Genomic DNA, 12,081 nt, shown 5'->3' with positions numbered 1-12,081 from the left:
ACGATTCTTTACGATTCTGCCCGATTAGTTTCCCCACTGAGCCTAGCCGGTCAATCCGATGAAATCGTGGAACCAGCGCTAGAATCGACGGAAGGAAACCGCACTCGGATTATCGGCCGACCACGGCCAGGAGCACTCCACATGACCATGCATGAGAACGACAAAGACCTCGTCAACGACAAGAATTTGACAGGCAGGCTGCGTCAGATCGAGGCGGATCCAGGCAAAAACATATCTAAGCCAACGTTCGCTGCTGGTGCAGTGTTGTGGCGCGGTGATGCATCGAATCCGGAGATCGCGGTTATTCACCGCCCTTCTTACGACGACTGGTCGCTGGCCAAAGGCAAGCTCGATCCAGGCGAGAACTTGCCGACGACCGCTGAACGCGAAATCCGCGAAGAAACCGGCTATCATGTCCGCTTGGGCAAGCTCCTTGGCGACGTGCAGTATCCAGTCGCAGGTCGCACCAAAGTTGTCTGGTACTGGACGGCTGAAGTGCTAGGTGGCGAATTCACGCCAAACAAGGAAGTCGACGAGATTCGCTGGCTCAACTGGGACGACGCTGCAGAGCTTCTCACTTATGACCTTGATGTCGAGGTATTGAATAAGGCCCGCAAGCGCCTGGGCAACGAACCAGACACGCGCATCATTCTTGTTCGCCACGCACATGCTCATTCCCGCAAGAACTGGTCTGGAAACGACAATCTGCGTCCGCTGGACAAGAAGGGACGTCGTCAAGCAGAGCTTCTGGTGTCTGCGATCCTGCCGTTCCGCCCGGAGCGTGTCTACTCCGCTGCTCCAATGCGGTGCGCCTCGACGGTGGCACCACTTGCTGCGGAACTCGCCATCGACGTCAACGTCGAGGATGTACTCGGCGACACGGCGTGGATTTCCACCATGGTGCAGTCCAAGAAGCGTTACGACGAAATCGTCGCCCAAGGTGGCGTTTCCGTGGTGTGTGCACAGGGCCTGGTTATTCCGGACTTAATCGCAGCATATTCGGCAGCAGGCACCCTGCCGTTGGAAGACATTCCATGCAAGAAGGGCTCCATGTGGGTGCTCGGCTTCAACGACGGTGTGATGACAACCGCTGACTACTATGCGTCGCCACTGCCTGTGAAGTAGGTCGGATTCGTCGCTTGCTTTAGCGCACGTTGCAGTTCTTTGTCAACTGCGTAAATATATAGCCCGTGTACACCACGAGTCAGGAGAACATTCAGCTCGTTTCGCAAGAGCCGTTCAGCGACTGACAGCTTAGACCCGTCAAGGAGCGTTCGTCGATTCGTCGCAGACTTATTCTTACTGGCGGAAGGATCGAACACAACCCTTCCGTCACGATATTTGACACTAGGTCCAATGATGACACCAGCGAAATTTAGATCGAAACCCTGAATCGTGAATGTTGATCCAACCTCGTTGACCGTATGTTTCTGTTCTGCCCAGGCCAAATTGGCGATTGCTCGCTTTTCAGTCTTGTTGAGTTCGCGCTCAGTTTCCTTATTCCACGGTAGTGATAGTTTTCCGACATCAACAGTAAAGGTACGACCCTGATGGTTTGACGTGTATTCCCAGTCAAACGTAGCCAAGAGTCTCGAAAGTCCATGTTCGACTTTCGATGCCTGCTCTTTCACTGCCTCATGGAGCTCGACAGGATCGTCGAAAACCTTCACTTGGAAATTTGCGGAGTCCTGACCATTCGCATTCAGATTCAACGTCCCCACGAATTGTTGATCAACAATCCCACGCACCCATTCGACAGTTTCTGGAGCAGCATCCATTCGCATTTGATTCTTCAGGGTGATCTCACGTGGTTGCGTTGACATCAACTTCGCTTGCGTTTCCGGCTCCCAATACTGGTTCGCCGCAAGAATTTGATTCTCATCGAATACTGCCACGACAACCTTGGCTCTTTTCATTAGATCCACAAGCTGGTTCTTGCCACGATAAGACTGTTTGCCTTGAGTCCAAAGCAAATGAGCTTCATCGACTAAAACAACATCAACTGGATGTTCTTCCGAATTATTGTTTATAAATCTTGTTGGCCTCGAAACCCGATTGTCATTCTTCTTAACTAATCCCAGTTTTCTCGCAATAGCTTCATAAACAGTTAGCTGTTCATCATGATTCACTAGAAGATACGCGTCAAGATCCTGAAAAGCGAAAGGGTCCCCTTGAGCCTGCTGATCCTGAAATAGCTCATAAAACAAACTGCTTAATAGTACAGTTTTTCCAGCACCCGCTTCACCCTTCACCAAGATTAGGTGACCGGTTCCCTCTCGCTCCAAACTAAACTGGATTGCTTCATAGATTTCCCGCTTCGCATCGATTTGCTCTTGGGTCAACTTATGAAATGGCGATGCCTTGAAGAGAGCCGAATCTTTAATTATTCGCTCTGTCGGAAAGAGTTTCTTATCGTACGACCTAAGCTGGCGCCAGATCGATGAGAATACCTCGTCAAACTGTTCCTGGGTGAAGTATCGATTCTGTGGATTAGTTCGACGGTTATGCAACGCAGAAATATTTGGAGCACCCGTAAAATAGTGCATTAGTCGATTCTCCACGTCGAGCGTCAATGACTTGTTGAAATACGGATGTCCGATTACGAACATCTTGGCGTTCTTGGCATCCGAGAATTTCTTCCAGTCGTCGCGATCCTTGGAATCTGAATCCAAATGCTGTATTGTACGACTTCGAATATCTGTGGTTTCCCCAATATAGATGTCGTACTTATCCTTAACCTCGTCATATACAATGTAAACAGTAGGATAGTCAAGTAGAAATTCTACGTCAGTATTGTAGACCTCGTCTGAACGGAGGTCTTCCACGAAATCGATTAGCTCTTGGCGATTGTATCCAATTCGTCGCACTAACGGTTTCTGGTGCTGGAGTTTCAATGTACGCGTTCCTCTACACTTCTTCCGACGACAACATTCGTAGTTTCGAGTACTTTGTCGCAATCCCCTTCGACTGTTCAATTGGATACTTCTTTTTGGTAATTGAGAGCTTCTCTAGTACCAGTGAGTTGGGGTCTTCCCCGAGTTTGTCAGATAACAGATAGCAATACGTCAAGATATCGGCCAGTTCTAATCGGACATCTTCCTTTTCATATTCGGAAGACCACTGAAAACACTCTAAAAGCTCTGCTGCTTCAATGGAGATTCCCTTGGCTAAATTCTCCGGAGAATGGAACTTTCCCCAATCACGTTCTTTGGTAAATTGCCGTAGTTCTTCCAATACCTCATCGATTAACATGCGGTTAATACTACCTACCTGGGAACTCGCTTAGCCATCTGCGAAGCCACTACCTGTGCGCTAGCGAGTTCGACAATTGTAGGCGAAGAATTTCGTAGGGGATTCAACTAGCTGACTGAGGTCAAATCAATCGACTAGCTTCCATCTGATCTATTCCCCAGTCCCTACAAAGTCCTTGGCTTATGCGACGGACGCGACGACTCATACGCTTCGATGTCGGCTTCGTTGCGCAGGGTCAACGAAATATCGTCGAGACCTTCCATCAGGCGCCAGCGGGTGTAGTCGTCAACGTCGAAGGTGAAGACCTGGTCGCCAGCTTCGACGGTGCGATTTTCCAGGTTCACGGTCAGCTCCATGCCTGGCTGCGCTTCCATAAGCTTCCAGAGCAATTCGATGTCAGACTGCGACATCTGAGCTGCGAGCAGACCAGCCTTGCCAGCGTTGCCACGGAAGATATCGGCAAAGCGAGACGAGAAGACGACGCGGAAACCATAGTCCATGAGCGCCCACACAGCGTGCTCACGAGACGAGCCGGTACCAAAGTCTGGGCCTGCAACCAACACAGAACCATTGCCGTACTCAGAACGGTTCAGAACGAAGTCCTTTTCGTTGGTACGCCAGTTGGAGAACAAGCCATCTTCGAAACCAGTGCGGGTTACTCGCTTAAGGTAGACAGCCGGGATGATCTGGTCAGTGTCAACGTTGGAACGCTGCAGAGGCACGCCAACGCCGGTATGGGTTGTGAACTTTTCCATTGGAATAATTCCTCTTCTGTAGTGCGTGCTCGTCGTTAGTTAACTGCTGACAGATCAGCTGGGGATGCCAAAGTACCTGCTACAGCAGAAGCTGCAGCAACGGCAGGGCTAACCAGGTGGGTGCGACCGCCCTTGCCCTGTCGGCCTTCGAAGTTTCGGTTCGACGTCGATGCACAGCGCTGACCTGGCTCAAGCTGATCTGGGTTCATGCCAAGGCACATCGAGCAACCTGGCATACGCCACTCCGCACCTGCAGCCTCAAAGATCGTGCCAAGGCCTTCTGCCTCAGCCTGCTCGCGCACACGCGCAGAACCTGGGACAACCAGCATCTGGACGCCTTCGGCAACCTTGCGACCTTCCAGAATTTCCGCGACAGCACGCATGTCCTCGATGCGTCCGTTGGTGCAGGAGCCAACGAATACTACGTCGATAGGTACTTCGCGCAGCGGCGTGCCAGGTTTCAGATCCATGTACTCGAGTGCGCGCTCAGCGGCGATGCGTTCGGAATCTTCAGCAATGTACTCAGGGTCTGGGACAACATCGCCCAGTGGCGCTCCCTGACCAGGGTTGGTACCCCAGGTGACGAATGGTGTCAGCGCCGAACCGTCAATCTCGACGACAGTGTCGAACTGAGCGTCGTCGTCAGTGACCAGCGACTTCCAGTATTCAACTGCTTCGTCCCACTCCTCGCCCTGCGGAGCATGTGGACGACCCTTCAGGTATTCGAACGTGGTCTCGTCTGGGGCGATCATGCCTGCACGAGCACCGGCTTCGATGGACATGTTGCAGATGGTCATACGGGCTTCCATCGACAACTTCTCGATAGCTTCGCCACGGTATTCAATGACATGGCCCTGGCCACCGCCGGTGCCGATCTTGGCGATAATGGCCAAAATCAGGTCCTTCGATGTCACGCCCGGCTGCAGTTCGCCAGTGACGTTGACAGCCATGGTCTTGAATGGCTTGAGCGGCAGCGTCTGGGTCGCCAGTACGTGCTCCACCTCAGAAGTACCGATACCGAATGCCATCGCACCGAATGCACCGTGCGTCGCGGTGTGCGAGTCACCACACACAACAGTGGTTCCTGGCTGGGTCAGGCCGAGCTGCGGGCCAACCACGTGAACAATGCCCTGCTCACGGTCGCCCATTGGGTGCAGTCGAATGCCGAACTCCTCAGCATTCTTGCGCAGCGTCGCGATCTGCGTACGTGAGGTCGGCTCTGCGATAAGCTGAATCTCACCACCAGCGACGGTGGTTGGTACGTTGTGGTCCTCGGTCGCAATCGTCAGATCCGGGCGACGCACCTTTCGGCCAGCAAGACGCAACCCATCGAATGCCTGAGGTGACGTAACCTCGTGCACGAGATGTAGGTCGATGTAAATCAGGTCTGGTTCGCCGTTTTCGCCTGGCTTGACTACATGGTCACGCCATACCTTTTCGGCGAGCGTTTTCGGGCTTGCGTCCGTGGTGCTCATCTGTTGGCCCTCTCTTAAAGGTTCCATAGGCTGGAAAGGTTTCATCTCAAATCGTGAGATGATAATATCATGGTATGGGACAGACTAGCACACAAGATAACGCGCCAATGAGTGGCATCAAAGTCCTCGATCGCTCGGTTCTTATCTTGAAGACCATCGCGGAAAATCCTTGCACCCTCGCCGAATTGTGCGAGGCCACCGATTTACCTCGCGCCACTGCCCACCGCTTAGCGACGGCGCTTGAAGTACATCGCCTTGTTACCCGAACGCCCGACGGCCAGTGGACCACCGGCCCGGGGCTTACCGCTTTGACCCCGGTGACTGCCGACCTGCTTGCCGACGCTGCCGCGCATGTTCTACCTCAACTATTGGACAAGACCGGCGAGTCAGTGCAGATCTACCGCCTCACCGGCGACACCCGAACCTGCATCGCCTCGATGGAACCGCCTACCGGCCTGCGCAACACAGTGCCTGTTGGCTCGCGAATGCCTCTGACCGCTGGTTCTGCTGCAAAGGTTTTGCTCGCATTTGGCCCCGAGGGTCTCGCAGAGCGCATGATTCCCGACGCGGATTTCGACGCTGCCGAACTCGATGACATTCGCACACAAGGCTGGGCAGAGTCCATGGGTGAACGCGACCCGGCCCTGGCCAGCGTCTCAGCCCCAGTATGGAACTCGGCCGACGAGATGATCGCTGTCGTCTCAGTATCCGGCCCAGTCGAACGCCTCTCCCCTTCACCATTTACGGCATGGGGCAAGGAAGTTCTCGACGCCGCTGACGAGATGAGTAAGCGACTCTAAAGCCCAAGGAAGCCCCATCAAGACAAGTGCGAAACGAGCATGACGTGAAATCTAGTCCCGCATATCGACACTTCGTGCTCCTTCTGTCCACCCTCGCAGCCGTCGGTTCGTCTGTGGTTCACATGGGCACACCTTTTCTCATCCCCGCTTTAGTCGCTACTGGTCTCCCGCTTGCGACTGCAGGGCTTATTGCTGCCATGCCCGCCGCCGGCATTGTGTTCACGTTGATTGCGTGGGGCTGGTTCGTCGATAAGTTCGGTGAGCGGGCAGCGCTTAGTCTCGGACTTGGACTCACCGCTGTAATGACAGGCATCGCTGCGGTTGCTTCCACCTCAGGTCCTCTCATCCTTGGTGTGGCCTTGTTCTTCGCTGGCTGTGCCGCTGCTTCAGTGAATTCTGCGTCGGGACGCGTCGTATCTGGCTGGTATCCCCCGGAGCAGCGTGGCACCGCGATGGGCATCCGGCAGACTGCGCAACCCCTCGGCGCGGCCCTGTCTGCAGTGACTTTGCCGGTGCTCGCTGCGAACCACGGCATTCATGTGTCTTTGGGTTTTGCTGCTGTCTTGTGCGGAGTGCTGAGCCTCGCATGCCTCATCGGCATTACCGATCCGCCCCGACCTAAAGCGGGTTCCGCTGATCACGTCGCTGCCGCCCGCAGCCCTTACCGCGATTCGAAGTATCTCGTCCGCATTCATATTGCATCAGCGATGTTGTCCTGGCCTCAGTCAATGATGGGCTCGTTCATCCTGGTGTGGCTGCTCGATCGTGGTTACGCTGCAGCCACTGCCGGAGTCATCGTCATGATCGCCCAGCTTCTCGGCGCCGGCTCTCGCGCCGCAATTGGTTTCGTCTCCGACCGCGCCCGCTCCCGCATTCGCCCGTACCGACATGTCGCCGTCGTCACGTTTGTGCTGTGTGTGCTCATGGTGCTTTTCGACGTCACGATCAGCAACTCCGACACCACCTCAGGCCACAGCGCGTTGAGTATTCTCGCGACTGTCATTATGGCTGCGCTGGCGGTATCCGCCGTGTCTCCAAACGGCTTGGCCTTTACCGCTGTTGCGGAGTACGCCGGCCCATTGTGGTCGGGACGGGCGATGGGCACGCAGAACACGTTCCAGAACATCATCTATGCGTCGACGCCACCGCTGTCCGGCGCGATTGTGGCAGCTCTTGGCTTTCCTGCCCTATTTGCTGTGTCAGCGGTATTCCCCGCGATTGCGTTGGCGGTGTCGCCTCGCGACGATGAGCGTCGTAAAGCACAGCTCGACGTCGCGAACGAATCAACCTCAGAGGAATCAACCGCGAGGAACTAGCAGCACAGCGATTTGCTCTAGAAGCCGAGGCACTCGGTCAGGTCAGCGCGCAGCTGCGCCAACCTGCTATCGGCCTTGGCCTTCGGAATCTCTTCGCCCGCCGCGACCGGAAGCACGACTTCCAGATAGCACTTGAGCTTCGGCTCCGTACCGGATGGACGGCAAATGATGCGGTCATTGGCATCCGTGAGGAAGTACATGCCATCAGTTGGACCGATACCGAATGGATCATCAGCGAGGTCGTGGACAGTGACAACATCGCTACCTGCGAGCACGGTTGGCGGATTCTTCCGCAGCGTGTCCATGCCCTGCGCGATCTTTGCGACGTCGTCGACCCGGAACGTCAACGGTGCCGTGCGGAAGAGGCCGTGTGTGCGGGCGAGGTCATCGAGGGCATCGTCAAGTGTGCGCCCCTCCGCCTTCAGAGCGCCAACCAGCGAAGCTGCGACCAGTGATGTCGCGATACCATCCTTATCAGCGACTGCTTCTGGATCCGGGCAGTACCCAATCGCTTCTTCGTAGCCGAACACCAAGTCAGGCGTGCGAGCGATCCATTTGAAACCGGTGAGAGTGGTCTCGTGCGCGAAGCCATGGTGCTTCGCGACGGCTGCCAGCAACCGACCGGACACAATCGAGTTCGCGAAAGCCCCTCCGGTGTGGCCATCTTGAGCGCGCTGAGTGGCGGTGTAGTTGCCCAGCAATGCACCTAGTTCGTCGCCGGTGAGCTGTCGCCAGCCACCGTCCGCATCGCTATCAGGCGTTGCGACAGCACAGCGATCAGCATCTGGGTCATACGCAATGATGACATCCGCATTAATGCTCGTCGCATGTCGTTTCGCTAAATCAAGAGCGCCTAGCTCTTCGGGATTCGGAAACGCGACTGTCGGAAAATCTGGATCCGGCTCGGCCTGTTCAGGTACCAAGGACACGGTAAAACCCGCATTGCTCAACAATTGTTGACCAAGTGCCGCACCCACGCCATGCATAGCAGTCAGAGCGATGGTCACATCAGTATTCTCGCCCACGAGTTTCGTGGCGCGCGCGAGGTATTCGTCCCGGGTATCAATGGCCTGAATGCCGGTGTCGCTGAGCGGGATCTCGTCGGCACGTGGTGCAGCGGCAATAGCCACAGCAATCTCAGAATCGGCTGGCGCCACCAACTGCACGCCTTCCCCTGCACCCTGAGCAACGCGACCACCAAGATAGACCTTGTACCCATTGTCAGCCGGCGGGTTGTGAGAGGCAGTCACCATAATTCCGGCATCTGCATGCAAAGCTTTCACGGAATACGCCGTCAGTGGAGTCGGATTCTTCGCCGGCAATACCAGCGCACGACCACCCGCTGCTGCGACAACCTGAGCCGCGTCCTTCTGGAACTGCTCCGAGCCATGGCGAGCATCGCAACCAATCACCACAACCGGCTGCGCATCAGCATATCCAGCGTCGGACAGTTTCGACTGCAACCACGACACCAGTCCGTGCGTGGTCCGCATGATCACCGCACGGTTGAGCCGCGACTCACCCGCGCCTACTTCTGCACGTAATCCGGCGGTACCGAAACTGAGCGGACCGGCAAACGCACGTGCCAACTCGTCGGTATCGTTAGCGTCGATGAGACGCAGAACTTCGTCCTTCGTCACCGGATCCGGGTCGTGGTCAGCCCACTCACGCGCAATATCAAGCACTGACTGAGTCATCTACTCCAGCTCCCCAAGAATGCTCTCCGACGCCGACAGCCCAAGTCGCGTAGCTCCAGCATCAATCATTTCTTGCGCAGCTGCAGCCGTGCGAATACCGCCCGACGCCTTCACGCCCAACCGCTTGCCGACGGTCTCCGCCATCAGCTTCACCGCATGAACAGAGGCACCACCTGCTGGGTGGAAGCCAGTCGAGGTCTTCACAAAATCAGCGCCAGCAGCTTCGGAAGCACGGCATGCTGCAATAATTTCGTCGTCGTTAAGCGCAGCCGATTCGATGATCACTTTGAGAATCGTTGGAGCCGGAATAGCCTCGCGAACTGCGTCGATTTCAGCCTGCAGATCATCGAAACGACCTTCCTTCGCCAATGCGATGTTGATGACCATGTCGACTTCTTCAGCGCCATCAGCGACGGCACGTGCAGCTTCAGCAGCCTTGATTTCAGGCTTGACGGCACCGGATGGGAATCCAACGACGGTGGCTACGTGCAGGCTTTCTGGCACCTCGACAGGAAGTTGTGAAGGCGACACGCAGATGGAGTAGGTGCCGAGACGCACGGCATCGTCGATAAGTGCGGACACGTCGGCAGCAGTGGACTCGGGCTTGAGCAGCGTGTGGTCGATGATACGAGCGACTTCTTCGCGAGTAGACATTACGCAGGTACTCCTTCAAGAGTTGGTTCTTCGTGTGCTGCCATGACGCGGTCAGACACGATGTAAATCACGGAGCCGACGGCAGCGACTGCGGCCAGGACCCACAGAACGGTGTTGTAGGACAGTTCCATTGCCTGCAGCTTGGCGGTGTAGGCAATGCCCAGTGGAATGGCGATGTTGATGATCAGGTTGTAGAAGCCGATAGCGATACCTGCACGCTCCGGCACGATATTGCTGAGCGCGGTGTTCACCAGTGGCGCGTAGATCAACGCGAAGCCGGAGGCGAAGAGCACAATCGCGAAGATGAGCAGGGCCAGCGAGATGTGGATACCGATTGCACCAATGACCAGCGATCCGGTAATGGAAGCGAGTGCCATGTAGATCGTGGTGCGGGAGCTGAGTACCTTGCCGATTTTGCCGGAGAAGATGCCGACGAGGATTGCACAAACATAGCCAGGGATCATCAGCATGGCTGCCCGGTCTTGCGCCAGACCATGGAGATCTTGCGCTGCGAACGGCAGCATGAAGATGAAGCCGAGCTGGGTCGAGTACACGATGAAGACCAGGATGATGGCCCATACGTAGCGACCATTCTTAAAGAACTCCGGGGTTACCAGTGGCGCCTTTGCCTTTGCGACGTGCAGTGCAAAGGCAATGATGCCCAAGATTGCCGGAATGAGCCACAACCAGTTGAAAGCCTGGATGTACATGGTCAGCGAGGCTGCAAAGACTGCGATGAGGAAAAGACCAAGTGCGTCCAAGTGACCTTCGATTGCTTCGTCTTCAGGTACGTGCTTTATCAGGAACGGAACGGTCAGGACGAGCACCAAAGGCACCAGGAACATGGCCGTCCAGCTGATGTATGTCGAGATAATTCCCGAGGTCAGAGCGCCAATGAGCAGGCCCGACTGGAAGGCGGCCGTCGAAAAGCCGAGGTAGGTCTTCTGGTCTGCTTCGGACAGGTGCTTTCGTACGTAGATGACGTACAGCGTTTCAGCGGCGGCGAGGCCGGTGGTTTGAATCAGGCGTCCGGCGAGGACCATTGGCCAAGAGCCGGAGAAGAAGAAACCAATGAGAGAGCCGACGACAATCAAGCCGACGCCGGCGATCATCAGTTTGCGAATGCTAATGGAGTCAGCCAGTGCGGCGTACACAACGGCGCCGATGCCGATGATCACGCCGGCAAGCGACGCCTGGAGGCTGGCCGTATTCGAGTCGATGCCAAGGCCGGCGGCCATTGGGCCGGTCATGGTCTTGAAGCCATTGTCGATGACAAGGCAGAAAACGAAGGAGAACAGCAGTACCGGTACGGCTGCCTTCGGGTTAAGCGTGGGAGGTGTTACGCGAGTAGTCATTGCGATCGTGTCCTTAGGGCGCTGCGATACTACGCCGCTTAGAGGGCAGCTAGCGGAAGGGCTAGCTCCATCATTTGGGTGAAAGCGTTCTGGCGTTCGTCTGCGCTTGCTGCAGCGCCAGTGACGAGGTTGTCGGAGGTGGTGAACAAACCGACCGCATCAACGCCTGCGTACGCAGCGATTGAGTACAGCGCGGCGGATTCCATCTCGACGCCCAGCACGCCCATGCGCGCCCAGCGATCATTGACTGTTTCATCAGCGTTGTAGAACACGTCCGACGACAAGATGTTGCCGACATGTACGGGTAGCTCGCGTCGTTCAGCTTCGTCGTTCAGTGCTTTGAGCAGCTTCCACGAAGCGGTTGGGGCGTAGTTGCCTGGCAAGTTGTACTGGGAGACGAAGTTAGAGTCCGTCGACGCCGACATGCCGATGATGATGTCGTAGAGGTCAATGTCCTTCTGCATCGCGCCAATGGATCCGACGCGGATGACCTTCTTTGCCTCAAAGAAGTTGATGAGTTCGTAGGCGTAGATGCCAATCGATGGGATACCCATGCCCGAGCCCATGACGGAGACCGGATTTCCCTGGTAGGTGCCGGTGAAGCCGAGCATATTGCGGACTTCATTGAACTGCACGACGTCGTCCAAATAGGTCTCGGCGATGAACTTTGCTCGTAGCGGATCGCCTGGCATGAGGATAGTCTCGGCGATATCGACGCCATGTGGATTGATGTGCGGGGTGTTCTTGTCAGCCATTGTTGCGCACTCCTGTAGCAAC

At 55.8% G+C, this 12,081-nt stretch carries 11 protein-coding genes; 3 read left to right on the top strand and 8 right to left on the bottom strand.

Features of this window, described 5'->3' with window-relative positions; all coding sequences use genetic code 11:
- The first annotated feature begins 147 nt into the window (after window positions 1-147).
- Window positions 148-1,125 carry an NUDIX hydrolase gene (locus WG938_RS04605; protein WP_445292895.1) on the top strand — a complete coding sequence of 326 codons (978 nt, stop codon included), beginning with the start codon at window positions 148-150 and terminating at the stop codon, window positions 1,123-1,125.
- On the opposite strand, the gene WG938_RS04600 is transcribed toward WG938_RS04605, so the two are convergent.
- From WG938_RS04600 to leuC, 4 genes are all read right to left on the bottom strand, one after another.
- On the bottom strand, window positions 1,098-2,672 hold the full coding sequence (locus tag WG938_RS04600) for a DNA/RNA helicase domain-containing protein (RefSeq protein WP_339978013.1): 1,575 nt from the start codon (window positions 2,670-2,672) through the stop codon (window positions 1,098-1,100). The two genes, WG938_RS04605 and WG938_RS04600, sit on opposite strands and share 28 nt — an antisense overlap.
- A 235-nt stretch (window positions 2,673-2,907) precedes the next feature.
- Window positions 2,908-3,252: a nucleotide pyrophosphohydrolase gene (locus WG938_RS04595; protein WP_339978011.1), complete on the bottom strand. Its 345-nt coding sequence runs from the start codon at window positions 3,250-3,252 to the stop codon at window positions 2,908-2,910.
- Window positions 3,253-3,416: 164 nt separating this feature from the next.
- Entirely contained in the window at window positions 3,417-4,007 is a 591-nt protein-coding gene (leuD, locus tag WG938_RS04590; protein WP_339978009.1) for a 3-isopropylmalate dehydratase small subunit, read from the bottom strand.
- Between the two features lie 35 nt (window positions 4,008-4,042).
- Complete coding sequence (leuC, locus tag WG938_RS04585) at window positions 4,043-5,482, bottom strand: 3-isopropylmalate dehydratase large subunit (RefSeq protein ID WP_339978007.1); 1,440 nt, start codon at window positions 5,480-5,482, stop codon at window positions 4,043-4,045.
- Window positions 5,483-5,556: 74 nt separating this feature from the next.
- On the opposite strand from leuC, the gene WG938_RS04580 reads away from it, so the two are divergent.
- Together WG938_RS04580 and WG938_RS04575 are read left to right on the top strand one after the other, a co-directional pair.
- Window positions 5,557-6,282 carry an IclR family transcriptional regulator gene (locus WG938_RS04580; protein WP_339978005.1) on the top strand — a complete coding sequence of 242 codons (726 nt, stop codon included), beginning with the start codon at window positions 5,557-5,559 and terminating at the stop codon, window positions 6,280-6,282.
- Between the two features lie 74 nt (window positions 6,283-6,356).
- Window positions 6,357-7,598, top strand: a complete 1,242-nt coding sequence (locus WG938_RS04575; RefSeq protein ID WP_339978003.1) for an MFS transporter — start codon at window positions 6,357-6,359, stop codon at window positions 7,596-7,598.
- 17 nt (window positions 7,599-7,615) lie between these two features.
- Here the strand turns inward: WG938_RS04575 and WG938_RS04570 are convergent, their stop codons facing one another.
- Genes WG938_RS04570 through deoD form a run of 4 tightly spaced genes read right to left on the bottom strand, consistent with a single transcriptional unit; the run spans window position 7,616 to window position 12,059 of the window.
- A complete protein-coding gene (locus WG938_RS04570; protein WP_339978001.1) occupies window positions 7,616-9,295 on the bottom strand; it encodes a phospho-sugar mutase in 1,680 nt (559 codons plus the stop codon).
- Window positions 9,296-9,949: a deoxyribose-phosphate aldolase gene (gene deoC / locus WG938_RS04565; protein ID WP_339977999.1), complete on the bottom strand. Its 654-nt coding sequence runs from the start codon at window positions 9,947-9,949 to the stop codon at window positions 9,296-9,298.
- Window positions 9,949-11,304, bottom strand: coding sequence for an MFS transporter (locus tag WG938_RS04560; protein WP_339977997.1), 1,356 nt, complete (start codon window positions 11,302-11,304; stop codon window positions 9,949-9,951). The genes deoC and WG938_RS04560 overlap by 1 nt, the downstream gene beginning before the upstream one ends.
- Before the next feature lie 38 nt (window positions 11,305-11,342).
- Complete coding sequence (deoD, locus tag WG938_RS04555; RefSeq protein ID WP_339977995.1) at window positions 11,343-12,059, bottom strand: purine-nucleoside phosphorylase; 717 nt, start codon at window positions 12,057-12,059, stop codon at window positions 11,343-11,345.
- Window positions 12,060-12,081 lie beyond the last annotated feature (22 nt).

Source organism: Corynebacterium sp. H113, assembly GCF_037572315.1.
Classification (GTDB): Bacteria; Actinomycetota; Actinomycetes; order Mycobacteriales; family Mycobacteriaceae; genus Corynebacterium.
Note: the sequence above shows the minus strand (reverse complement) of the source record. Positions and strands in the feature narration are given on the sequence as shown.

Excerpts from the sequence above, each read along its gene's own strand:
- WG938_RS04560 (WP_339977997.1), bottom strand. The coding sequence starts at position 11,304 with ATGACTACTCGCGTAACACCTCCCACGCTTAACCCGAAGGCAGCCGTA.
- WG938_RS04570 (WP_339978001.1), bottom strand. The coding sequence starts at position 9,295 with ATGACTCAGTCAGTGCTTGATATTGCGCGTGAGTGGGCTGACCACGAC.
- deoD (WP_339977995.1), bottom strand. The coding sequence starts at position 12,059 with ATGGCTGACAAGAACACCCCGCACATCAATCCACATGGCGTCGATATC.
- leuD (WP_339978009.1), bottom strand. The coding sequence starts at position 4,007 with ATGGAAAAGTTCACAACCCATACCGGCGTTGGCGTGCCTCTGCAGCGT.
- WG938_RS04605 (WP_445292895.1), top strand. The coding sequence starts at position 148 with ATGCATGAGAACGACAAAGACCTCGTCAACGACAAGAATTTGACAGGC.
- leuC (WP_339978007.1), bottom strand. The coding sequence starts at position 5,482 with ATGAGCACCACGGACGCAAGCCCGAAAACGCTCGCCGAAAAGGTATGG.
- WG938_RS04595 (WP_339978011.1), bottom strand. The coding sequence starts at position 3,252 with ATGTTAATCGATGAGGTATTGGAAGAACTACGGCAATTTACCAAAGAA.
- deoC (WP_339977999.1), bottom strand. The coding sequence starts at position 9,949 with ATGTCTACTCGCGAAGAAGTCGCTCGTATCATCGACCACACGCTGCTC.
- WG938_RS04580 (WP_339978005.1), top strand. The coding sequence starts at position 5,557 with ATGGGACAGACTAGCACACAAGATAACGCGCCAATGAGTGGCATCAAA.